General features: G+C 74.3%; 15 protein-coding genes. 9 read left to right on the forward strand and 6 right to left on the reverse strand.

Features of this window, described 5'->3' with window-relative positions; all coding sequences use genetic code 11:
* Window positions 1-39 precede the first annotated feature (39 nt).
* The 5 genes from ACFYM2_RS22490 (at window position 40) to ACFYM2_RS22510 (ending at window position 8,512) form a co-directional block, all read left to right on the forward strand.
* Window positions 40-1,380 carry a hypothetical protein gene (locus tag ACFYM2_RS22490; protein ID WP_358994906.1) on the forward strand — a complete coding sequence of 447 codons (1,341 nt, stop codon included), beginning with the start codon at window positions 40-42 and terminating at the stop codon, window positions 1,378-1,380.
* A 50-nt stretch (window positions 1,381-1,430) separates the two neighbouring features.
* Entirely contained in the window at window positions 1,431-3,992 is a 2,562-nt protein-coding gene (locus ACFYM2_RS22495; protein ID WP_388838619.1) for a tetratricopeptide repeat protein, read from the forward strand.
* Window positions 3,993-3,994: 2 nt separating this feature from the next.
* A complete protein-coding gene (locus ACFYM2_RS22500; RefSeq protein WP_388838537.1) occupies window positions 3,995-5,296 on the forward strand; it encodes a protein phosphatase 2C domain-containing protein in 1,302 nt (433 codons plus the stop codon).
* A 106-nt stretch (window positions 5,297-5,402) separates the two neighbouring features.
* The gene (locus tag ACFYM2_RS22505) at window positions 5,403-6,773 is read left to right on the forward strand and encodes a VWA domain-containing protein (RefSeq protein ID WP_388838540.1); all 1,371 of its coding nucleotides are present in this window, start codon (window positions 5,403-5,405) and stop codon (window positions 6,771-6,773) included.
* Between the two features lie 251 nt (window positions 6,774-7,024).
* Window positions 7,025-8,512 carry an FHA domain-containing protein gene (locus tag ACFYM2_RS22510; protein ID WP_388838543.1) on the forward strand — a complete coding sequence of 496 codons (1,488 nt, stop codon included), beginning with the start codon at window positions 7,025-7,027 and terminating at the stop codon, window positions 8,510-8,512.
* Here ACFYM2_RS22510 and ACFYM2_RS22515 read toward each other — a convergent pair.
* A complete protein-coding gene (locus ACFYM2_RS22515) occupies window positions 8,493-9,485 on the reverse strand; it encodes a methyltransferase domain-containing protein (protein ID WP_388838546.1) in 993 nt (330 codons plus the stop codon). The genes ACFYM2_RS22510 and ACFYM2_RS22515 overlap by 20 nt on opposite strands.
* 205 nt (window positions 9,486-9,690) lie before the next feature.
* Between ACFYM2_RS22515 and ACFYM2_RS22520 the strand changes: the two genes are divergently transcribed.
* From ACFYM2_RS22520 to ACFYM2_RS22535, 4 genes are all read left to right on the forward strand, one after another.
* Window positions 9,691-10,095 (forward strand): globin, encoded by a 405-nt coding sequence (locus tag ACFYM2_RS22520; RefSeq protein WP_358994921.1) that lies wholly within the window; start codon window positions 9,691-9,693, stop codon window positions 10,093-10,095.
* A gap of 191 nt (window positions 10,096-10,286) precedes the next feature.
* Window positions 10,287-13,529 (forward strand): FtsX-like permease family protein, encoded by a 3,243-nt coding sequence (locus tag ACFYM2_RS22525; protein WP_388838549.1) that lies wholly within the window; start codon window positions 10,287-10,289, stop codon window positions 13,527-13,529.
* Window position 13,530: 1 nt separating this feature from the next.
* Window positions 13,531-16,248, forward strand: a complete 2,718-nt coding sequence (locus ACFYM2_RS22530) for an FtsX-like permease family protein (protein ID WP_388838552.1) — start codon at window positions 13,531-13,533, stop codon at window positions 16,246-16,248.
* On the forward strand, window positions 16,245-17,210 hold the full coding sequence (locus ACFYM2_RS22535) for an ABC transporter ATP-binding protein (protein WP_388838557.1): 966 nt from the start codon (window positions 16,245-16,247) through the stop codon (window positions 17,208-17,210). Before ACFYM2_RS22530 ends, ACFYM2_RS22535 begins: the two co-directional genes overlap by 4 nt.
* Window positions 17,211-17,847: 637 nt before the next feature.
* Here the strand turns inward: ACFYM2_RS22535 and ACFYM2_RS22540 are convergent.
* The 5 genes from ACFYM2_RS22540 to ACFYM2_RS22560 form a co-directional block, all read right to left on the reverse strand.
* Window positions 17,848-18,540: a hypothetical protein gene (locus ACFYM2_RS22540; protein WP_388838560.1), complete on the reverse strand. Its 693-nt coding sequence runs from the start codon at window positions 18,538-18,540 to the stop codon at window positions 17,848-17,850.
* Window positions 18,537-19,058, reverse strand: a complete 522-nt coding sequence (locus ACFYM2_RS22545; RefSeq protein ID WP_388838563.1) for an acyl-CoA thioesterase — start codon at window positions 19,056-19,058, stop codon at window positions 18,537-18,539. Before ACFYM2_RS22545 ends, ACFYM2_RS22540 begins: the two co-directional genes overlap by 4 nt.
* A gap of 5 nt (window positions 19,059-19,063) precedes the next feature.
* A complete protein-coding gene (ettA, locus tag ACFYM2_RS22550) occupies window positions 19,064-20,728 on the reverse strand; it encodes an energy-dependent translational throttle protein EttA (protein ID WP_358994938.1) in 1,665 nt (554 codons plus the stop codon).
* Window positions 20,729-21,052: 324 nt separating this feature from the next.
* Entirely contained in the window at window positions 21,053-22,465 is a 1,413-nt protein-coding gene (locus ACFYM2_RS22555; RefSeq protein WP_358994940.1) for a thioester domain-containing protein, read from the reverse strand.
* 349 nt (window positions 22,466-22,814) lie between these two features.
* On the reverse strand, window positions 22,815-23,390 hold the full coding sequence (locus ACFYM2_RS22560; RefSeq protein ID WP_388838566.1) for a single-stranded DNA-binding protein: 576 nt from the start codon (window positions 23,388-23,390) through the stop codon (window positions 22,815-22,817).
* Window positions 23,391-23,466 lie beyond the last annotated feature (76 nt).

Raw genomic sequence — 23,466 nt, forward strand, 5'->3', positions numbered from 1 at the left:
TTGAGGCAGCGGCCGTACCACAGAGCGGAGAGGTGATCGATGGGCGCGGGATCCTCCCCCGGCTCCGCCGGAAGGCCCCCCGAGCCGGCCGGGCCGGTCATGGACCGGGACGAGGCGGACCGTGCGCTGGCGCGCCTGGACGCCGAGCACGAGGCCGTCGAGACTTCGCTGCTCGCCCTCCAGGACCACGCCGGGCGCCGGCTCCTGGAAGGGGCCGAGCTCACCGGCGTCACCCAGGAACGCTGGGCCGCCACCGAGCAGTCCATCTCCCTGCTGTGGGCGTACTTCGACGCGTACACGGCGGCCCTCAGCTCCGCGCGTGAGCTGCGCGCCCGGCGCCGCTGGCCGAGCCGGGAGGACCTGGTGGAGCTGACCGACCGGCTGCGCGGCGAGTCCGTCACGCTCTCCGGCGCCGCCCTGCACGGCGCGCCCACGCTGACTGGGGGCCCCGCGAAGCTGACCGAGCGCTTCTCGCTCGCCGGCCTCGTCCACCGGATGAACGAGCTGTACGCCCGCTCGCTCGACCTGGTCGTGGCCGCCGACACCGTGTGGTCCGCGCTGCCCGCCCGGATAGACCTGCTGGCCGCCGAGCTGCACCGCACCCGGGGGCTCGCGCACTCGGTGGGGGTGCGGCCGGGCGAGCACCCCTCGGGCGACGACCTGGAGGCGATCACGGCCGAACTGACCGAGCTGCGCACGCAGGTGATCTCCGACCCGCTCGCCTTCTGGGTGCCGGCCCCGGGCAGCTCGGCGCCGGGCGGCGGCCGCCCCGACACCGGCCGCTACGACCGGGCGGCGCGCGCCCTTGAGGACGTACGGCGGGAGATCGAAGCGGTGCTGACGGTGCGTCAGGACGCCGAGCAGCGCCTGGCCCGGCTGCGGGACGTCCTGTCGCGGGCCGACCGCACGCTGGCCGAGGCACGCTCGGCGCGCGGCGAGGTCCTTGCGAAGATCGCCGCCAGCGAGGTGCCGGCCGTCAGCGGGCCCTCCATCGTGCTCCAGGAACAGCTGGCGGCGGCCGCCGAGTACCGCAGGCACGCCCAGTGGCACCGCCTCTCGCCCCTCCTTGAGTCCCTTGAGCGCGAGGCGGAGGACGAACTGCTGCGCGCGCGGGCCTCGTTGACGGCGGTGACCGCGCCGCTCGCGGTCCGCGCCGAGCTGCGCGGGCGCCTCGACGCGTACAAGGCGAAGGTGGCCCGGCACGGCATGGCGGAGGACCCGTTCCTGATGGAGCGGTACGACGCGGCCCGCCGGATGCTGTGGTCGGCACCCTGCGACCTGCGGGTCGCCGAGGACGCGGTGCTGCGCTACCAGCGGGCGGCGGCGGAAGTGCTGGTCCCCGGGCAGCCGGGAACCCAGGACGTGAGGGGGGATTCGTGAGCGAGAACACCCAGTGCCAGCGCCCCGGTTGCGCGGGCACGTACGAGGACATGGGCGGCGGCGAGCTGTACTGCGACACCTGCGGGCTCGCGCCCGTCGTGTCGCCCACCGGCATGGTGTCGTCGCCGCCCACCGGGATCACCGGCGGCGGCCACCGCTCGGTCTCCTCGGCGGCCGCGTCATCACGGTCTGCCCGGTCCTCATCGCGCGCCTCCGCCCGCTCCTCGCGCTCCTCGACGTCCCGTCGTTCGGTCTCGGGGCGCCTGTCGTCGCTGTCCGGCGCCGGGACCGCGCGCTCGGTGTCGGTGCGCAGTTCGGGTGCGGGAGCCAGCTCCTCGGCGCGCAGCCGGCTCGGCGCGGGTCTGGTGACGGTGCCCGCGGTGCCGCGCCCCGATCCGCGTTCGGCGGTGATGGAGCGTCCCGAGGTGCCCGAGCGCAAGCGGTTCTGCTCGCGCTCGGACTGCGGGGCGCCGGTGGGGCGCTCGCGCGGGGAGCGCCCCGGGCGCACCGAGGGCTTCTGCACCAAGTGCGGCCATCCGTACTCCTTCGTGCCCAAGCTGCGCACCGGTGACATCGTGCACGGCCAGTACGAGGTGATGGGCTGTCTGGCGCACGGCGGCCTCGGCTGGGTCTACCTCGCCGTGGACCGGGCGGTCTCCGACCGCTGGGTGGTGCTCAAGGGCCTGCTGGACACCGGCGACCAGGACGCGATGGCGGCGGCGATCTCCGAGCGGCGCTTCCTCGCGGAGATCGAGCACTCCAACATCGTGCGGATCTACAACTTCGTCGAGCACCTGGACCAGCGCACCGGCTCACTCGACGGCTACATCGTCATGGAGTACGTCGGCGGCAAGTCGCTCAAGGACATAGCCAACGAGCGGCGCACGGCGGCGGGCAAGCGCGATCCGCTGCCGGTCGAGCAGGCCTGCGCGTTCGGCATCGAGGCGCTGGAGGCGCTGGGGCATCTGCACAGCCGCAACCTGCTGTACTGCGACTTCAAGGTCGACAACGCCATCCAGACCGAGGACCAGCTCAAGCTGATCGACATGGGCGCGGTGCGCCGCATGGACGACGACGAGTCGGCGATCTACGGCACGGTCGGCTACCAGGCCCCCGAGGTCGCGGAGGCGGGACCATCGGTCGCCTCCGACCTGTACACGGTGGCGCGCACCCTGGCCGTGCTGACCTTCGACTTCCAGGGCTACACCAACGTCTACGCGGACTGTCTGCCCGACCCCGACACCATCGAGGTCTTCCGCGCCTACGAGTCGTACTACCGCTTCCTGGTACGGGCCACCGACCCCGACCCGGCGCGCAGGTTCGCCTCAGCGCAGGAGATGGCGGAGCAGCTGACGGGCGTGCTGCGTGAGGTCGTCGCGCTCCAGACGGGCCGGCCGAGGCCCGCACTCTCGACGCTGTTCGGCACCGAACTGCGCGTCACGGACACCACGTTGTTCGCCGCGCCGCACGACGCCGACGCCGTCTCGCGGCTCGGGGCGCGGGTGGCCCCGCCGGGCCGCCGGGCCCGCAAGGCACTCGCGGCGGCCGCGACCGCGTCGGCCGCCGGCGCCCCGCCCGCCGTTCCGGGGGGCGCGCCGGGCGCATCCGCAGCGTCCCCCTTGGCGACGCCGGGCGCCGTCCCCGCGCCGCGCGCCGAGGGCGCCGCCGGCGGGCCGCCCGTGCTCGCGCTCGCGCCGCTCGACGCCCGCGCCACCGCGCTCGCGCTGCCGGTACCGCACGTGGACCCGGGCGACCCCAACGCGGGTTTCCTCGCGGGCCTGATGGCGGCCGCGCCCACCGAGCTGATCATCGCGCTGCGCTCGGCGCCCGCCCAGTCCATCGAGCGCCGGCTGCGCGAGCTGCGGGCCCGGCTCGACCTGGACGAGCAGCTGTCCGCCGCCAAGGCACTGGACTCCCTGGAGGCCGACCACCCCGACGACTGGCGGGTGGTCTGGTACCGGGGTCTTGCCGCGCTGGCGGCGGGCGACAACGAGAACGCGGCGCTGTCCTTCGACGCGATCTACGACGCGTTCCCTGGCGAGCCCGCCCCCAAGCTCGCCCTCGGCGTATGCGCGGAGGTGCTGGGCCAGCTCGACAACGCCGCCGAGTACTACCGCCTGGTGTGGATGACGGATCCCGGTTACGTCAGTGCCGCCTTCGGCCTGGCCCGGGTCCGGCTCGCCGCCGGTGACCGCGCCGGCGCGGTCAGGACCCTGGAATCGGTGCCGGAGGCCTCCATCCACTACACGGCGGCCCGGGTCGCCGCCGTCCGGGCGCGGCTGCGCGGCCGCTCCCCCCACGACCCGTTGCGTGCGGACCTGTTGGCGGCCGCGGCCCAGGTCGAGGCGCTGGACGCGTTCGGACTCGACGCCGTACGACGTGCGCGGCTGACGGCCGAGGTCCTGGGCAGCGCCCTGGACTGGGTACTGTCGGGGAGCACCGGCGCCGGGCAGGACACCACCGTCCTGCTCGGCAGCGAAGTCGACGAGCGGGGCCTGCGCTTCGGTCTGGAACGTTCGTACCGGATGCTCGCCCGGCTCGCACAGCGCGGCGAGGAAAGGATCGACCTGGTGGAACGGGCCAACCGATTCCGCCCACGGACCTGGGTGTGACGATGTCGCAGACGCATCAGCTCGCCGCCTGCCCCGGCTGCGAAGAGCCGCTGGAGACGGGCGACCTGTTCTGCGGGGCCTGCGGGTACGACCTGTCGGCCGTGCCCGAGCCCCCGCTCGACCATCCGACCATCGAGCTGGCGTCACCGGCCGCCGCCGTGCCGCCCCACGTACCGCGCCCCGCGAGCCCGGACGGCCCGGCGGCGGCGCCGGGGGCGGAGGCGGCTCAGGGCGAGCAGCCCGGGCAGCCCGGCCGGCTTGATCAAACCGGGCAGCTCGGGCAGGAGGCGTACGCGCTCGCCGCGCCCGACCCGCGCGCCGCCGAACCCGACGCCCCCGACGCGCACACCCACGTGGCGCGGCCGCCGGCAACCCCCGCCAAGCTCTGCGTGGCCTGCCGGGCGGGCCGGGTCGACGGCGACGGTTACTGCGAGAACTGCGGGCACGCCCAGCCGCGCGAGCGCGACCACATGGAGCAGGACCTCGGCGGCGTCTCGGCGGTGAGCGACCGCGGCCTGCGCCACCACCGCAACGAGGACTCCTTCGCGCTGTCCTCGACCGCGCTGCCCGACGGCTCGCCCGCCGTCGTGGCCATCGTCTGCGACGGGGTGTCGTCGGCGACCCGGCCCGACGAGGCGTCGGCGGCCGCCGCGGCCACCGCCAACGAGTCGCTGCTGGCCGCCCTGGAGCAGGGCACCCACCCGCAGCAGGCGATGCACGACGCGATCCTGGCGGCCGCTGAAGCCGTCAACTCCCTTGCGGCCGAGCCCGTCCAGGTCCTGCCGCACGAGGCGCACCGCCATCAGAACGCGCCGGCCTGCACGCTGGTGGGCGCGGTGTCGGCGGCCGGGCTCCTGGTGGTGGGCTGGGTCGGCGACAGCCGCGCGTACTGGGTGCCCGACGACCGTACGGCCGCGCCGGCCCGGCTCACCGAGGACGACTCGTGGGCCGCGCAGATGGTGGCGGCGCGCCTGATGAGCGAGGCCGACGCCTACGCGGACCAGCGGGCCCACGCCATCACGGGGTGGCTCGGCGCGGACGCCTACGATCTCGACCCGCACACCGCCTCCTTCAAGCCGGACCGCTCAGGCGTGGTGGTGGTCTGCACGGACGGGCTGTGGAACTACGCCGAGGGCGCCGAGGAGATGGCCCGTGTCGTCCCGGTGGACGCCGCCGCACAGCCGCTGCGCGGCGCGCGGGTCCTGGTCGGGCACGCCCTGGACGGCGGGGGCCACGACAACGTGACCGTGGCCCTGCTGCCGTTCGCGGTGGAGCCGCAGGGGGCGGCTCCCGGCCGCCCGTAGGCCCCCTCCGCCCTCCCCCTCCCGCCCGGCGCCGCCACCCGCGCCCCGCAACTCGCCCCGCACTCTTGTCACTTCAGGTCCATGGAGCCTCAAGGAGTCTTTTCCGATGGCCAACTTCTCGAAGTCCACCGTGCCGCAGTTCTCCGTCGAGGTGTACCAGAACGAGTTCCTGCCCGAGGGCGGGCGCGAGGTCAACGCGATCGTCACCGTGGCCTCCACCGGCGGTGGCACCCTGGGCGGCGCGCTGGGGGGTGGCCCGCTCACCACGGCCACGGTCTCGCCCGTCCACGTGCCGGGGCAGGCGGCCGCCGCCGCCGTGGTGATCATGGTGGACTGTTCGGGCTCCATGGACCACCCGCCGACCAAGATGCGCAACGCCCGCGACGCGACGGCCGCCGCCATCGACACCCTGCGCGACGGGGTCGAGTTCGCGGTGGTCGCCGGCACCCACATCGCCCGCGAGGTCTACCCCGGCAACGGCCGCCTGGCCACCGCCGACAGCCGGACCAGGGCCCAGGCCAAGGACGCGCTGCGCAAGCTGAGCGCGGGCGGCGGCACCGCGATCGGCACCTGGCTGCGCCTGGCCGACCGGCTGCTCGGGGCGGCGGACGTGCCGATCAGACACGGCATCCTGCTGACCGACGGGCGCAATGAGCACGAGTCGCCCGAGGACCTGCGCGCCGCGCTCCAGGCGTGCGCCGGGCGGTTCACCTGTGACGCCCGTGGGGTGGGGACCGACTGGGAGGTCAAGGAGGTGACCTCGATCGCCTCCGCGCTGCTCGGCACCGCCGACATCGTCGCCGACCCGGCCCAGCTGGCCGGCGACTTCACGTCGATGATGGAGAACGCGATGGGCAAGGAGGTCGCGGACGTGGCGCTGCGGCTGTGGACGCCGGTCGGCGTGGAGATCATGTTTGTCAAGCAAGTGGCTCCCGCTGTCGCGGAGTTGACGCACCGTCGCACCGAGGCGGGCCCGCGCGCCGGGGACTATCCGACCGGCTCGTGGGGCGACGAGTCGCGCGACTACCACATCTGCGTGCGGGTGCCCCAGGCCAACATCGGCCAGGAAATGCTGGCGGCCCGCGTCTCCCTGATCGTGCCGGACCGCGAGGGCGGTACGCCGCAGGTTCTCTCGCAGGGTCTGGTGCGGGCGGTGTGGACCGACGACATGGTGGCGTCCACGTCCATCAACCCCCAGGTCGCGCACTACACAGGTCAGGCCGAACTGGCTCAAGTCATCCAACAGGGCCTGGACGCACGCAAGTCGGGCGATGTGGACGGGGCCACGGCGAAGCTCGGCCGGGCGGTCCAGCTGGCCGCCGCCTCCGGGAACGCGGATACTGCGAAACTGCTCGCGAAGGTGGTGGACGTGGTCGACGAGGTGACAGGTACTGTGCGACTGAAGGCGAAGGTCGCGGAAGCGGACGAGATGACCCTCGAAACGCGCTCGACCAAAACCGTTCGCGTCAAGAAGTAGCAGGAAGCGAACAGAATGTAGTCGCGCGGCGCGTCGCGGGGTTACGACCGAGACGTACCGAGCAGGACCCGGAAGCACCGAGCCGTACAGAGACAGCCAGCCGTACCGAAGCACGAAACACCGAAGCAACCGAGCAGCACCCGAGCAGCACCCGAGCAGCACCCGAGCAGCACCCGAGCAGCACCGAGTACTGAGAACCACCGAGATGCCTCGGCCCACCGGGCCGGACAAGGAGAGGGGGAAGCGACTCCATGCCGACCTGCCCGAACGGACACCAGTCGGGTTCCGACGACTGGTGCGAGATCTGCGGCCATCGCATGGGCGCCGTGCCGCCGCCTCCCCCGCCGCCTCCCCCGCCGCCGCCCGCGTACGGCTACCCGGGTCCCGGCGACCCGAACGCCACCGCGCAGGCCGAGCTCTGCCCGCAGTGCCGGACCCCGCGCGAGGCCGGTGCGCCCTTCTGCGAGGAGTGCCGGTGGAACTTCCTCACCAACACGGCGACCTCGTACACCCCCCTGGCCCCCCAGCACCCCCTGCCGCCGCAGGGCCCGGGCCCCGTGGGCGGCCCCGGCCCCGTGGGTGGTCCGGGTCCCGTGGGCGGTCCGGGTTCCACGCCCGGCCCCGGTCTGAATCTGCCGCCCGCCTTCCAGCAGGGTCCGCCGCCCGCGCCGCGTGATCCGTACGAGTACCACAGCTCGCGGCCCTCGCAGGTGAACCGGCCCGCCGAGCCGCTGGCTGCCGACCCCGCGCAGCGTCCCGGGCAGCAGGTGCCGCCGAACGGGTTCCAGCAGCAGCCGCCCGCGCCGTCGCGCCAGCCGTTCGGGGGACCGCAGGGCGGGCCTCAGGGTGGTCCGCCGCAGCCGCCGTTCGGTGGGCCCCAGGGCGGGCCGCCCCCGCCGCCGCCCTTCCAGCAGCAGGGTCCGCCGCAGGCGCGGGAGCCCCGGCCGGGGGCCGACGACGACTGGATGCTGCCGCCGCCCTCCCAGGCCGTGCCGGGCCAGGGCAGGCAGCCCGGCACCGACCGCGCCGACGACTGGCCGCAGCCGGCCACGCCCGAACGCGGCGGCGACGACTGGCCGCAGGCCCGGCCCGAGGCGGCCCCGAGGCCCGCACCCGAGCGCGCGGCCGACGACTGGCCGCAGCCGAACCCCCGCTCCACCCCGGAGCGCGGCGACGACTGGCCGCAGGCCGCGCCCGAGGCCACGCCACGGCCCGCGCCGGAGCGCGCGGCCGACGACTGGCCGCAGGCGACACCCCAGGCCGAGCCACAGGCCGCCGCGCCCGCGCCCGAGCGTGGTGACGACTGGCCGCAGGCGGTGCCGCCGCCCGCGCCCGCGCCCTGGTCCATCACCATCGGGCCCGACCGGGACTATTTCCTGGCGATGATGCAGCGCAGCGGCCCCGAGGCGGCCGGGCTCAACCTGCCCGCGTACTCGCCCGAGCAGCAGCGCCCGCTGTCCGGCAACCAGATCACCATCGGCCGGCGCCGCCACTCCACCGGCGAGGCGCCCGACATCGACCTGTCGGTGCCGCCGGAGGACCCGGGCGTCTCGCACCAGCACGCGGTGCTGGTGCAGCAGCCGGACGGCACCTGGGCGGTCGTCGACCAGAACTCGACGAACGGCACGACGGTCAACGGCGCGAGCGAGCCGATCCAGCCCTATGTGCCGGTGCCGCTCCAGGACGGCGACCAGGTGCACGTGGGTGCCTGGACGACGATCACGGTGCGCCGGGGCTGAACGGCGCGCGCCGCAAGGGCCACGTGTGGGGCCCTCGCGGATCGTCCAGCCACGCCCACTGGGCGCCGCCGTCCACCGTGACCCCGAACCGCTCGCGCCGGGGCCGCGCCTCGCGCCGCCACAGCGCGTACGCCTCGTACGGATCGAGGCTGCCCGCCGTCAGCTCGACGAGGAAGCGGAACAGTTCGTCGGCCACGATCGCGCGGGCCGATCCCGCGGCGCCGGACGTGGGTCCCGCGTCCGGGCCCGCGCCGCGCAACGGCACGAAGTAGGCCGGGGTGCCCAGGAAGCGGCCCTCGGCGCGGCCCGGGCCGGTCACCCGCAGCCGGATCAGACCGGTGGCGAGCGGGGCCAGGATCAGCGCGCCCGGCCGGCACTGGGCGACCCACTCGTGCGGCACCGAGGCGACCGCGCAGGTCGCCACGACCTCGTCGAAGGGGGCCCGCGCGGGGGCGCCGCGCGCCCCGTCCCCGGTGATCACGGCGGGCCGGTACCCGGCGGTGGCCAGATGCGCCCGCGCGGAGTCGGTGATCTCGGGGTCCAGATCGACGGTGGTCACGTTCGCCTCGCCGAGCCGGTGGCACAGCAGCGCCGCGTTGTAGCCGGTGCCCGCGCCGATCTCCAGGACCCGGTCGCCGTCCGCGAGGTCGAGGGCCGCCAGCATGCCGGCCATCAAGGAGGGCTGGCTGCTGGAGGAGACGAGGTCGCCGTCGCGCAGCCGGGTGGCCAGCGGGGCGTCCGCGTAGGCGCCGGTCAGCCAGCGTTCGCGCCGCCCGGGGTCGGGGTCCTCGCCCCACCGGCGCGCATACCCGCCCGCCGCGCCTGCCTCCCCTGCCGCACTTTCGTAGTAGTACGGCACGAAGAGATGGCGCGGCACGTCCTCGAAGGCGGCCCGCAGCGCCGGGTCGCCGAGCGCGCCGCCCGCCACGATCTCCCGCACCAGGGCCCGCCGCAGCTCCAGGTCCGTCCTCATGCCTCCACTGTGCTGCGCCGGGCCCCGCCGGGCGAGCCGTCCCCGGGCCGGATCCGGCCGGGGCCCAGGGCGAGCGGTCCTAGGGCCCCGGTACTCGGCCGCCCGGTCTGAGACCATGGAAGCGCGCCGCATTCACCCGGGGACGGCCCCTGGGCTCCGGGCGGCGTCCCGGGGCAGGCCCCATGACATTGCGAGGGTGTTCAACGTGACCGAGATTCCGCGCGGCACGCTCCAGGAGCAGACGTTCTACGAGCAGGTCGGCGGCGAGCAGACCTTCCGCCGGCTCGTCCATCTCTTCTACCGGGGTGTCGCCGACGATCCGCTGCTGCGCCCCATGTACCCGGAGCAGGACCTGGGCCCGGCCGAGGAACGGCTCGCGCTGTTCCTGATGCAGTACTGGGGCGGCCCGCGCACCTACAGCGACGGCCGGGGCCATCCCCGGCTGCGGATGCGGCACGCGCCGTTCACGGTCGACCGCGCCGCCCACGACGCCTGGCTGCGTCATATGCGCGCCGCCGTGGACGAGTTGGGCCTGTCCCCCGAGCACGAGCAGACGCTCTGGAACTATCTGACGTACGCGGCCGCCTCGATGGTCAACTCCGAGGGCTGAGCCCACCGGACGCCCCGGCTGCCCCTCAGCACCCGCGAAGACTGCCCTTCCGACCGGAACTCGGTCATCCGTGGTCGCATTCCGATCACGATCGGGCAAGAACACCGAGCAAGCGGTTTCCACGACCCCGCGCGTCCTGAAAACATCTGGACACATTTCGGGGGAATGGCCAACAGCCCGAGGGGGGCCGTGTGCCGGGGTTCGTCTTGCTGCGCGTCCGCGCACACCGCTTGCTGCTTCTGGCGGCGCTGCTCGCCGTGCTGCTCACGACCTCGGTCCTGGCGGCGCTGACCACGTTCTCCGGCTCGGTCTCCGACGCGGCGCTGCGCCACACGCTCGCCACCCGCGCCGCCGCCCCGGCCGCCCTCGCCGTCACGTCCGGGGTCCGCCCCGACCAGCGGCAGGCGGCGGCGGACGCGGTACGGGCGGGCGCGGCCGCCGTCTTCGACCATCTGCCGGTCACCACACGGCAGTTCACACGGTCGGGCACCTACGCGCTGCCCCGTTCCCCGCAGAACGCCGGCGCCGCCAACCCCGACCTCACCTTCCTGGCCGCCGTCGACCGCACGCGGGTCCGCCTGACGGCCGGCGGCTGGCCGACCGCTCCGGCCGCCGCGCGGGGCGGCGAGATCCAGGCCGCCCTGCCCGAGTCCGCCGCCGCCCGGCTCCCGGTGCGCCCCGGCGCCGTCCTCACCCTCACCGACCGGCTCGGCGGTCCGGACATCACCGTGCGGATCACCGGCGTCTACCGCGCCGCCGACGTGTCCGACGCGTACTGGCGCCTGGACGACCTCGGCGGGCGCGGCGTCCGCAAGCTCGACTTCACCACCTACGGGCCCCTGCTCGCGGACCCCTCGGTGTTCGAGGGCGGCCGCGTCAGCGCGGGCCCGAGCGCCTGGCTCGCCACCGCCGACTTCTCGACGATCACCACGGACCGGATCGCCGCCCTGCGCACGGCGGCGACCGAAGGCCCCAAGTCCCTGGTGAAACAAGGCGCGTTGGGGCCCGACGCCACGGCGGTGACCTCTCTGCCCTCGATTCTCGACCGGGCCGAACGCTCCCTGCTCGTGTCCCGCTCGACCCTGCTCATCGTCGCCCTCCAGCTGGTCCTGCTCGCCGGATACGCGCTGCTCCTGGTCGCCCGGCTGCTGAGCACCGAGCGCTCGGGCGAGACCGAACTGCTGCGCGCCCGGGGCGGATCGCGGCGCCAGATCGCCTGGCTCGCCGCCGCCGAGGCGCTGCTGCTCGCGGTGCCCGCCGCGCTGATCGCGCCGCTCCTGGCCGGCCCGCTGACCCGGCTGCTCGCCGGGCAGGGCGCGCTGGCGCGGGCCGGGCTCCGCCTGGACACCTCGGCCACCGCCACGGTGTGGCTCGTCGCCGTGCTGGTCGCGCTCGGCTGCGCGGCGGCGGTGGTGGCGCCCGCGCTCGCGGCGGGGCCCGGGCGGCGCGGCGGGCGCGCGGGCGCGCTGCCCGCGCCGGTCCGCGCGGGCGCCGACATCGGGCTCCTGCTGATCGCGGGCGTGGCCTACTGGCAGCTCGACCGGCAGACCTCCGCCGCCGGCTCCGGCGCGCTCGACACCGACGCCTCGGGCGGACTCGGCGTCGATCCCTTGCTCGTGGCGGCGCCCGCGCTGGCCCTGCTCGCCGGGACCGTCCTCGTGCTGCGGCTGCTGCCGCCCGCGGCCCGGCTCGCCGAGCGGCGGGCGGCGGGCGGGCGGGGACTGCCGATGGCGCTCGCGGGCTGGCAGTTCAGCCGTCGGCCGCTGCGCGGCGCGGGCCCGGTGCTGCTCCTGGTCCTCGCCGTCGCGATGGGTCTGCTCACCCTCGGCCAGTCGGCGTCCTGGAACCGTTCGCAGAACGACCAGGCCGACTTCAGCGCGGGCACCGACATCCGGGTGCTCACCTCGGCCACCAGCCCCTTCGGCCAGGGCGGCTCCTACGCCACGGTCCCCGGCGTCAGCGCCGTCGCCCCCGCCGTGCGCGAGTCGATGCCCCTCAGCGGCGGGCGCTCGGGCACCGTACTCGCCCTCGACACCCGCGACGCCGGCGGCTTCCTGCTGCGCCCGGACCTGGCGGGCCGCACGGCGCCGGAGCTGCTGTCCCTGCTCACCCCGGAACAGGACCCGCCGGGCGGCGCCGTCCTGCCCGATGACACCGAGCGGATCGGCCTCGATCTGCGGCTGACCGGCCCGGCCGTCCCCGAGGGGCGCCCCGGCGCGGTGACCGCGACCCTGGAGGACCGGTTCGGGGTGCGGTTCGCCTTCCCGCTCGGCACGCTGGCCCCCGACGGCCGGGCCCACCGGCTGCGCCTCGACCTGGCCGCCGCCGCGGGCCCGCCGACGGGACGCCCCGCCGGACCCGTGCGCCTGACCGGCCTGAGCGTGGCGCTCCCCGTCCCGCCCGGCACCGAAGGTCCGGGCGGCGTCGCTCTGGAAGGGCTGCGCGCCGAGGGAGCGGGCGGCCAGGACCGGCCGGTCGCCGTGCCGCCCGCCGCGCGCTGGACCACCACGAGCCAGGACCAGCAGTCCCAACCCGGCTGGGACGGCGAGGAGTCGGGCCCCCTCACCCGCACGCTCGGCCTCACCGCCCGCCGCTCCGCGCCGCCCCCGGCGACGGCCGTCGCCGACGACCGGTTCCTCGCCTCCAGCGGCGGCAAGGTCGGCCAGATCATCGACGTACCGCTCGGCGGCCACACCGCGCGCGTGAAGATCGTCGCCCGCCTCGGGCAGCTGCCGACCACCGGCAGCGGCGCGCCGGCGGCCACCGGCGCGCCCCAGGTGCCGGCCGCCCTGGACGGCGGCGGGCTTCTGCTGGACCTGCGGGCCGCCAACGCGCTGCTCCACAACGACGGCGCCACGGGTCTGACCGCCACCGAATGGTGGCTGACCACCGCGCCCGGCCGCGCCGCCGAGGCCGCGGCCGCGCTGAGGGACCGGCCCGACACCGACCCGGCGGGGATCGTCTCCCGCGCCGACCTCGCGCGCCAGCTGCGCGACGACCCGCTCGGCGCGGGCCCCCAGTCCGCGCTCGCGGCCGTGTCCCTGGTGGCGGCGGCGCTCGCGGCGGTCGGCTTCACCGTGAGCGCGGCCGGATCGCTGCGTGAGCGGGGCCGGGAGTTCGGCGTGCTGCGCGCCCTCGGCACCCCGCGCCGCCAGCTCGCCCGGCTGATCGCCGCCGAGCAGGGCGTTCTCATCGCGCTCGCGCTGCTCGCCGGATTCGGCCTCGGTGAACTCCTCACCCGGGCGGTGGTGCCGCTGATCGTGCTGACCGACCAGGCAGCTCAGCCGGTGCCCGCCGTCCTGGTCGAACTCCCGGCGGGACGGGTGGCGTTGCTGCTCGGCGCGGTGGCCGCCGTGCCGCTCCTGATCGTCGCGGCGATCGCGCTGCGCCGTACCGATCCCGCCGTCACACTGCGCGGCCAAGGGGGCAACTGACATGGCGGGCAGAGCTCTCGCGCCCTGGGTGCGCACCCGGCTGCGGACCGCGCCCGGGGCGGCGGCCGCGCTCGCCGTCCTGGTCCTGATGACCGCGTGGCTCGCGGCCGCCTTCCCGCGCGGCGTGGAGACGTACGAGAACGACGGGCTGCGCCACGCGGTGGCGTCGGCCGCGCCGGCCCGCACCGCCCTCCAGTTCAGCGCGGGCGCGCCGGGGCTCTCCGCGACCGCGCCGGACCGCGCGGCGATGGTCTCCCCCGCCGAGCTGCGCCAGCACTTCGACGCGGTGGTGCGCACGGTGCCCGCCCCGCTCACGATCGACCGCGCCCAGTCGGCGTACGGGCTGCGGACCGGGCAGAGCCTGGAGTCCGACGAGCCGTTCCTGCCCCGGCCCAGCGGGATTCCGGCGCGGTTCACGGTGGCCGCCCAGGCCGGCCTTGCCGCCCACGCCCGTCTGGTGTCCGGGCGGCTGCCGGGCGGGCGGGCCGACCAGGAGTCGGCGGGCGCCGAGGTCGCCGTCACCGAGGACACCGCGCGCGCCCTGCGCCTCACCCCGGGCGCGGTGCTGCACGTGGCCGGGGTCGGGCGCGGCCCGCTGGCCCTGACGGTGACCGGCATCGTACGGCCGCTGGAGCCGGGCGGCGGCTACTGGTCGGTCCAGCCGGTCCTGCGCACCCCCCAGCTCGAAAGCGTGCCGTCCGCGGCGCCCGAGCCGCCCAAGTACTGGCACGGCGCGCTGCTGCTCGCGCCCAACGCCGCACCCGCGCTGCTCGCCACCGGCGGCAAGCCCGAGATGTACGCCCAACTCGCCCCGGAATCAGCCCCGTTGAACGCCCGGGGCCTGGGTGACCTGAAGGATGCCGTCGCCTCCCTCCAGGCCGGTCCCGCGCTCAACGATGCACGTACCGTGTTCTCCTCCTCCACCGCCGTCTTCACCGAACTCGACAAGGTGCTCATCGCCTACGGCTCGGCGCGCGACGCGGTAAGACCGGTGGTCGCGGTGGCGGGCTTCGGCACCGCGACCGTGGCGGCCGTGGTGCTCCTGATGGCGGGCGGCCTCGCCGCGACCCGGCGCGCCGCCGAGCTGACCCTGCTGCGGGCCCGTGGCGGTTCGCTGCCCCAGATCGCGGGCCGGTTGTGCGCGGAGAGCGCGGTCGTGGTGGTCCCGGCCGCCGGCGCGGGACTGGTGCTCGCCCTGCTCGCCGTACCCGACGGCCGGTTCGGCCCCGCGCTCGCGGCGGCGGCCGGGGTCGCGGTGCTCGGCTGCGTGGCCCTGCCGCTGCGCGCGACGCCCGCCCACCGCACGGTGCGTTCCGCCGCCGAACGCGCCGACCTGGTACGGGAGAAGGCCTCCGCGCGCCGTACGGTGGCCGAGCTGACGCTCCTGGTGCTCGCGGCGGGCGCGGTGTTCGCGCTGCGCCGCAGGGGAACCGCGGGCGGCTCCGTGGACCTGCTGCTCAGCGCGGCGCCGGTGCTCATCGGGGTGATGGCCGCGCTGGTCCTGATCCGGCTGCATCCGCTGCCGCTGCGCTGGGCGGCCCGCCCGGCCGGCCGGCTGCGCGGCGTCCTCGGCTTCCTCGCGCTGGCCCGCGCCGGGCGCGCCCCCGGCGGTGGGGCGCTGCCCCTGCTCGCCCTGCTCACGGCGCTTTCGACGGCCGCGTTCGGCGGTTCGGTCCTTGCGGGCACGGCGGACGCGCGCGACCGGGCGGCGCTGTACGCGACGGGCGCCGACGCCCGGGTCGACGGCGTGGTCCTGCCGAAGGACCTGGCCGCCGAGGTGGCGGGGGTGCCGGGTGTGCGGAGCGTGGCGGCCGTCCACATCGAGTACGCGGTGGAGCTGCCCGGTGGCGCCAAGGCCGCCGTCGCGGGCGTGGACCCCCAGGCGTACGCCCGGCTGACCGCCGGCACCGCGCTCGACGTGGACGCCGCCCGGCTCAAGGCGCCCTCGGCAAAGCCCGGCACGGCCGTCCTGCCCGCCCTCGCCTCCCCCTCCCTCGCCCGGCTCCTCGGCCCGAATCCGGTCGCGTTGCGCGTGGGCGGCAAGGACGTGACGGTGCGCGTGAACGCGGACCACGCGTGGTCGGCCGCCGTGCCGGGCACCGCGTACCTGCTGGTGGACGCGGCGGGTCTCGCCGCCAAGGACCCCACAGCGCTCCTCGTCGGCGGAAGCTCCCTCGACGCCAAGGCGCTCCGGGCGACGGCCGAGCACGGCGGCGCCACCGTACGGCTGCGCTCGCAGGCGCGGGAGGCGTTCACCGACTCCCCGTTGCAGAAGGGCGCGGGCCGCGTCTACGGCGTGGCCGTCGCGGCGGGCGCGGGCTTCGCCGTCCTCGCCCTGCTCCTCTCGCTCCTGCGCGGCGCGCCCGAGCGCTCCGCGCTGCTCGCCCGGCTGCGCACCATGGGCCTGACCCGCCGCCAGGGCCGCGCGCTCCTCGTCCTGGAATCGCTGCCTGCGGCGTTCCTCGCGGCGGCGGGCGGCGCGCTCACCGGCTGGGCCTCGATCGCGCTCCTCGCGCCGGGCATCGACCTCGCGGGCCTGGCCCTCGCCACCACGAGCGGCCTGGCGCCGGTCGGCGCCGAACTGCGCGCGGATCCGGTGTCGTTGGTGCTGCCCGCCGTGTGCGTCCTGCTGCTAGCGGCGGGCGTGGCGGCGGCGCAGGCCTGGTGGAGCGGGCGGCGTGGATCCATCACCGAACTCAGGGCAGGAGACGCACGATGACGACATCGGCCGCACCGGCCACATCGGCCACATCGCTCGAAGATCTGGAGCGCAGGGCCACGGCCCACCGCGACCGGCCGGCGTACGGCCACGACGCGCTCATCGCCTGCGACCGGCTGGTCCGCGTCTTCACCACCGACGGCGTGGAGGTGCAGGCCCTCCAGGGGCTCGATCTCCTGGTCGCCGAGGGCGAGTTGATGGCTCTGGTGGGGGCGTCGGGCAGCGGCAAGTCGACGCTGATGAACATTCTGGCGGGGCTCGACGTGCCGACGGCCGGCGCGGCCAGGGTGGCCGGGCGCGACCTGCTCGCGATGGACGCCCGGGCCCGGCTCGGCTACCGGCGCGAGGTGGTGGGCTTCGTGTGGCAGCAGACCGCCCGCAACCTGCTGCCCTACCTGACGGCCGTGCAGAACGTGGCCCTGCCGACGCAGTTGCGCGGCGCGCTCGCCAAGCGGAAGAAGGCCGAACGGGCCGACTCCCTTCTGACCATGCTGGAGGTCGCCCACTGCCGCGACCGCAGGCCGCACCAGATGTCGGGCGGCGAGCAGCAGCGCGTGGCGATCGCGGTGGCGCTGGCCAACGGCCCCTCCGTCCTGCTGGCCGACGAGCCGACGGGCGAGCTGGACTCGGCGACCGGTGAGCAGATCTTCGCCGCGTTCCGCCGGGCCAACGAGGAGCTGGGCACGACGATCGTGATCGTCACCCACGACCAGACGGTGGCGAGCGAGGTCCGCCGCACGGTCGCCATCCGCGACGGCCGCACCTCGACGGAGGTCCTGCGCCGCACCCAGGTGGACGCGGCGACGGGCGAGGAGTCCCTGGTGGCCCGCGAATACGCGATGCTCGACCGCGCGGGCCGCCTGCAACTCCCGGCGGAGTACACCCGCGCCCTGGCCATGGAACACCGAGTGGCCCTGGAACTGGAGCCGGACCACATCCAGATCTGGCCGGACGAACGCTGAGGGGTTTGCGCGCGGGTGGAACTTGTCCCCCAGCCCGGCTGCGGACCGCGGGCGCCTGGTCGCGCAGTTCCCGCGCCCCTGGCGGGGTGCGTGCGGGCCAGCGTGGGCGGTCCTGGTGCAGGGCTCATGCTGGCCCACGTGGGGTGCCTTGGGGCGGGGCTCGTGCCGGCCCACGTGGGCTGCCTTGGGGCGGGGCTCATGCTGGCCCACGTGGGGTGCCTTGGGGCAGGGCTCATGCCGGCCCATACAGGCAACCTCAGCCCGTCCGGCGTTTGAGGACGAGCGCGTTCAGCGCGAACGGGGTCTGGGGCGGAGCCCCAGGGTTTTTCTTTCGCCCCCGGAGGGTTTAGGGAAGGGGCGGGGAGGGGCCTCCCGGGGTTTGGGGCGGAGCCCCAGGAGGCCCGGTTCTCGCGTGCGGGTCGTGCGGGGCTGAGCGCGCAGTTCCCCGCGCCCCTTGAGCACTCGGTGCGGGCCCGCATGCGGGCTTCACCCCGGCATGCGCAGTTCCCCGCGCCCCTGGCGGGGCTTGTGCTGGCCCATGTGCACATACCTAGCCCGTCCGGCGATTGAGGACGAGGCCGTTCAGGCCGAACGGGGTCTGGGGCGGAGCCCCAGGGTTTGGGGGGCTTGGCGCGCGTTACACCGGGGTCACGGTCAGGCCGCCCAGCCCCGCCCGCCGCAGCGCGACCGACCCGTACGGGGTGCGCAGCCGCAGCCACGGACCCGAGACGAACAGGGTCACCGGGTCGGGAGCCACCGGCGCCCCCGCCGAGGCCAGCGCACGGACCGGCCGCAAAAAACCGAGGGACTGGGCCGCATGCACGGCCCGCAACGGCAGCTCGGTCGAGCCAAGGGTGCGCGACCAGATCTCGCGCCCGATCAGCTCACGCTCCGCCCGCGTACGCCGCTGCTCGGGCAACGCCTCATCCCTGGCCCGGAACTCGGCGACGGCGGCCGCGACCGCCCCCCGCATCCGTTCCGGTTCCGGCAGGCCCGGCACCGGCTGCCAGCCACCGCGCGGCGGGAGCACCCCGGCCCACGGCGGCCCGGTGACGGCCGAGGGAACGCGCGCGGAGCACTCCGCCTCGTCCAGCGATTCCAGGAGTTCACCCGCCGCGACGGTCACGTCGAGCACGAGCGCGTCGTCCATGAGCCGGGCCGTGCGGATCGCCAGCACCTCGAAGGACGGCGGCCGCCCGAAGACGGCCAACGCCCCGCCGCCCGCCTGGAGACGGACCGCGGCGGCCCGGTCGTAGTGGATCAGCCGGCCGAGGAAGGCGGCGAGATCCGCCACCTCCCTCGTGTCGTCGAACCGGAGCACGGCGTTCATGCCGCGGCCCGCTCCCGCCCGCCGTCGGCGCGCACGCCCCGCTCCCGCTCCCCGCCGGACGAGCCACCGGCCGAACCACCCGCCGAACCCTCTGCGGACGACCCGTCGTCCAGGTACTCCATCAGGAAGGACTTCTCCTCGGCCGTGATCCGCCGAGGACGCCCCGCCGCGAGATCGAAGGGCACGACGACGGTGGACGCGGTGACATACACCTGTCCACCCTCCTCGGGCTCCTTGATCTCGTACGCGATGGTCAGCGACGCCGCCCCGATCTTCGTCACCCACGACTCGATGGTCACCGGCTCGTGCCGGTGCACCAGGGGCCGCTTGTAGTCGATCTCGTGGCGGGCCACGACGGACCCGCCCTGGAACGACGGCGACCCGTCGCCCGGCTCGAGGCGGAACATGAAGTCGATGCGGGCTTCCTCCAAGTACCGGACGAAGACCGCGTTGTTGACGTGCCCGAAGGCATCCATGTCCGACCAGCGCAACGGGCAGCGGTAGATATGACGGCTCACGTGACTCAGCCCCGCGTGAGCTTCTTGTACGTGGCGCGGTGCGGGCGGGCCGCGTCCGCACCAAGGCGCTCGACCTTGTTCTTCTCGTACGACTCGAAGTTGCCCTCGAACCAGTACCACTTGGAGTCGCCCTCGTAGGCGAGGATGTGGGTGGCCACTCGGTCCAGGAACCAGCGGTCGTGGGAGATCACGACGGCCGCGCCGGGGAACTCGAGGAGCGCGTTCTCCAGGGAGGACAGCGTCTCGACGTCGAGGTCGTTGGTGGGCTCGTCGAGGAGCAGCAGGTTGCCGCCCTCCTTGAGCGTGAGCGCCAGGTTGAGGCGGTTGCGCTCACCGCCGGAGAGCACGCCCGCGGGCTTCTGCTGGTCCGGACCCTTGAAGCCGAAGGCGCTGACGTACGCGCGCGAAGGCATCTCGACCTGGCCGACGTTGATGTAGTCGAGCTCGTCGGAGACGACGGCCCACAGCGTCTTCTTGGGGTCGATGTTGGCGCGGCTCTGGTCGACGTAGCTGATCTTGACGGTGTCGCCGACCTTGATGGAGCCGTTGTCCGGCGTCTCAAGGCCCTGGATCATCTTGAACAGCGTGGTCTTGCCGGCGCCGTTGGGGCCGATGACGCCCACGATGCCGTTGCGCGGCAGGGTGAAGCTGAGGTCGTCGATGAGGACCTTGTCGCCGAACGCCTTCGAGAGGTTGTTGACCTCGACGACGATGGAGCCCAGACGCGGGCCCGGCGGGATCTGGATCTCCTCGAAGTCGAGCTTGCGCATCTTGTCGGCTTCGGCGGCCATCTCCTCGTAGCGGGCGAGGCGGGCCTTGGACTTGGTCTGACGCCCCTTGGCGTTGGACCGCACCCACTCCAGCTCTTCCTTGAGGCGCTTGGCGCGCTTCTCGTCCTTCTTGCCCTCGACCTTGAGGCGGGTGGCCTTCTTGTCGAGGTAGGTCGAGTAGTTGCCCTCGTAGGGGATGGCCCGGCCGCGGTCGAGCTCCAGGATCCACTCGGCGACGTTGTTCAGGAAGTACCGGTCGTGGGTGACCGCGACGACGGCGCCGGAGTACTTGGAGAGGTGCTGCTCCAGCCAGTTCACCGACTCGGCGTCGAGGTGGTTGGTGGGCTCGTCGAGCAGGAGCAGGTCCGGCGCCTCGATGAGCAGCTTGCACAGCGCCACGCGGCGCTTCTCGCCACCGGAGAGGTTGGTGACCGGCCAGTCGCCGGGCGGGCAGCCGAGCGCGTCCATGGCCTGCTCGAGCTGGGCGTCCAGGTCCCACGCGTTGGCGTGGTCCAGGTCCTCCTGGAGCTTGCCCATCTCTTCGAGGAGCGCGTCGGAGTAGTCGGTCGCCATGAGCTCGGCGACCTCGTTGAAGCGCGTCAGCTTGCCCATGAGCTCGGCCGCGCCGTCCTGGACGTTCTGAAGGACGGTCTTGGACTCGTCGAGCTGGGGCTCCTGCATGAGGATGCCGACGCTGTAGCCGGGCGACAGGAAGGCGTCGCCGTTGGAGGGCTGCTCAAGGCCCGCCATGATCTTGAGAACGGTGGACTTACCGGCACCGTTCGGGCCGACCACACCGATCTTCGCGCCGGGAAGGAAGTTCAAGGTGACGTCATCAAGGATCACCTTGTCGCCGTGCGCCTTGCGCGTCTTGCGCATGGTGTAGATGAACTCAGCCAAGAGAAACCGTCCGGCAGATCGAAGTGTGGGCAGATACACCCCATCTTGCCTGACGGCCACCCCCGGGAGGAAACGGGTTCCCCCGCACGCCGGTGACCTGGCGCTTCCTTCCCCCACGCCCGAGGGGTGGTTCGCTCACCAACCGTCGCCGCGCACGTACGGACCGTCGCCCGGCACGTCGCGGAAGGGCGCCCGGCACGGCAACGGCCCCGGTACGCGATGCGTACCGGGGCCGTCGTGCGTCAGCGGATGCCGTGCCGCCGGATGGTCACTGCCGGCTGATCACTGCCGAGTGGCTACCACCGTGCGGTTACCGCCAGGTGCTTACTGACCGGCCGTCTTCTTCTTGCGGAGGAAGAACACCGCGCCGCCACCGACCAGCACCAGGGCGACCGCCGCGCCGGCGATCATCGGGGTGGAGCTGGAGCTGCCGGTCTCGGCCAGGTTGGTGCCGCCGGTGCTCCCGGTCGAGCTGCCGCCGGCCGAGGCGGGGCTGGGCTTGGACGCCGGAGTGGACGCGGCGGGCGTGGGCGTACCGCTGCCGGCCGTCTTGCAGTCCAGGACGCCGGTGAAGTGCTGGCCGGCCAGGTCGAAGGAGTACGTGGCGTCCTCGGCGACCGGCATGAACAGCGTCTGGGCGGAGTTCGCCGGGACCGTGCCGAGCTTCTTGCCGAGCACGACCACGTCGAACGGCTTGTCGCCCTTGTTGCTGACGGCGATGTCAAGGCCACCCTTGACGCAGTCGTTCTTGACCGTGACGGCCGGGGCGGTGCCCCACTTGGCCATGGCGACCGCGGTCACCGGCACGTCGCTGGTGCCGGCCAGGATGAACGTCTGGCTCTTGATCTTGCCGTCGCTGATGAACGCGCGGCCGACCGGAACCTTGGTCTGCGTGGTCGCGGTCACCTTGACGGAGCCGTCCGGGGTGCCCTTGGGCACCTTGAAGTAGACCTCGGTGCCGTCGGAGGCGGAGGTGATGACCTTGCCGCCCTTGTCGGTGAGCTGCACGCCGGCCGGGGCGCCCGGCGCGAGGCCCAGGGTCACCTTGCTGGCGGAGGCGTTGGTGTGGACCGTGAGGGGACCGACCTCGCCACCGGCGAGACCGGAGACCGCGTCCTTGTCGAAGGCCAGGGACGCCTTGGGCTCCTTGTACGCCTTCGGGTCCGCCTCCTTGAGCAGCTTCGCCGTCAGCTTCGCGGCGGCCGGGTCCTGGGGGACGGCCTTGGCGTTGTCGGAGAGCGTCCAGATCGCGGCCTGGGTGCCGGCGGCGGCCGTCTCCTTGGTGAGGCCCGCGCCGAGCTCGCCCGGGGTCTTGGCCGGGTAGGAGTTCTGGAGGATCCAGTTGATCTTTCCGGCCGCCTCCTCCTTGCCCGCGAGCGAGGACTCCGCCCAGGTGACTTCCTTGTAGGAGGAGCCGGCCACCGTGCCGTTGTTCAGGTCGATGCAGTACGTCTGGATGACGCCCGCGCCGTCGACCTTGAGCTCGAAGAGCCCTCCGGTGGGGCTCGTCACCTGGCCATGGGCGTCGGTGATGTTCACCGGAGCGCCCACCGCGACCGTGGCCTTCGGCAGGGTGGCGTGCGCGCCGGACGACGTGGTGACGGGCTTGCCGTCCGCGCTGGCCGCGCCGGCGCCGGCTATCGCGCCGACCGCGACGAGACCTGAGACGGCTGTGACGGTGGCGAGGCGCAGCGCACCCCGCTTGCGGGCGGAAGGCCCGTGAACGGCTGAAAACACAGAATTCCCCTTCGGGCGAGGCTCTTTCGCATGTGGTGCGCGTGCACAGAGGTGCGCGTTGGGGGAAGTGCCTCGCCGGCAGACTCAAGTGCCCCGTGAGTACGCGGGAATCCTAGGGATTCGGAAGACGACGTTTCGCGGTCATGACATCAGATAACCATTCCGATTCGCAATCGTTATCCCAGAACACGTGTGCCAAGCGACGTTGTCGACAAATCCCCGGCACAGATGGGGAGTTTCGGTACAACGGCGCTCGCCGCCCGTCCCCCGGCGCGGCACCGGCCGACCCTCCACGGGGACCCTCCGCCCAGGCACCGCCCCCCCCTGCGGATCCCCCAAGTGGGCGCGTCTAGAAGCCCATCGCGACCGTGTCCGAAACTGTGGCCGAAACCGACTCCCATACCACCGGCGCACCCCTGCCGACCGCACCGCCGCTGACCGCGCCCGCCAAGGCGCCACCCGGCTCCCCCGCCCCTGCCGTCCCCGAGGCGCCCGCCGCCGGGCCCGGGCCCGCCCCACTCAGCTCCCCCTGGCGCACGGCCCGTTCGGCCGGGGCGGCCTCGCCCTTGAACACCCGCCGGAACGCGCTGGTGCCCCGCGTCATGTCGTGCCCGATCGCCACCGCGTCCACGTCCGCCGAGAACCGGCGCGAGCCGTCCTCGCGTTCCTCATCACGCACTTTCAGGCGGCCGTGCACCAGCAGGGGTTCGCCGACCGCCACCGAGCCCGTCAGATTCTTTCCGAGGGTCCGCGCCGCCCACACCGTGTAGAAGCTCGTCACCCCGTCCACCCAGCACTGCTTCTCGCGGTCGAAGCGGCGCGCGCTCACCGCGAGCCGGAGCCTCGCCGCCCCGCCGGTCGGCGTCTCGCGCCACTCCACCTGCGTGGCCACGTTGCCGACCAGCGTCACCATCGTCTCGTTCACAGCTCTCAACCCCCGTGCCCGTCAAAACCGCTGGGCCCTGCTCGCGCCGGACACCAGCGGGTGTGAAGAACCCCGC

The organism is Streptomyces sp. NPDC006711 (assembly GCF_042869775.1).
GTDB lineage: Bacteria > Actinomycetota > Actinomycetes > Streptomycetales > Streptomycetaceae > Streptomyces.

Excerpts from the sequence above, each read along its gene's own strand:
- ACFYM2_RS22490 (WP_358994906.1), top strand. The coding sequence starts at position 40 with ATGGGCGCGGGATCCTCCCCCGGCTCCGCCGGAAGGCCCCCCGAGCCG.
- ACFYM2_RS22495 (WP_388838619.1), top strand. The coding sequence starts at position 1,431 with ATGGGCGGCGGCGAGCTGTACTGCGACACCTGCGGGCTCGCGCCCGTC.
- ACFYM2_RS22500 (WP_388838537.1), top strand. The coding sequence starts at position 3,995 with ATGTCGCAGACGCATCAGCTCGCCGCCTGCCCCGGCTGCGAAGAGCCG.
- ACFYM2_RS22505 (WP_388838540.1), top strand. The coding sequence starts at position 5,403 with ATGGCCAACTTCTCGAAGTCCACCGTGCCGCAGTTCTCCGTCGAGGTG.
- ACFYM2_RS22510 (WP_388838543.1), top strand. The coding sequence starts at position 7,025 with ATGCCGACCTGCCCGAACGGACACCAGTCGGGTTCCGACGACTGGTGC.
- ACFYM2_RS22515 (WP_388838546.1), bottom strand. The coding sequence starts at position 9,485 with ATGAGGACGGACCTGGAGCTGCGGCGGGCCCTGGTGCGGGAGATCGTG.
- ACFYM2_RS22530 (WP_388838552.1), top strand. The coding sequence starts at position 13,531 with ATGGCGGGCAGAGCTCTCGCGCCCTGGGTGCGCACCCGGCTGCGGACC.
- ACFYM2_RS22535 (WP_388838557.1), top strand. The coding sequence starts at position 16,245 with ATGACGACATCGGCCGCACCGGCCACATCGGCCACATCGCTCGAAGAT.
- ACFYM2_RS22540 (WP_388838560.1), bottom strand. The coding sequence starts at position 18,540 with ATGAACGCCGTGCTCCGGTTCGACGACACGAGGGAGGTGGCGGATCTC.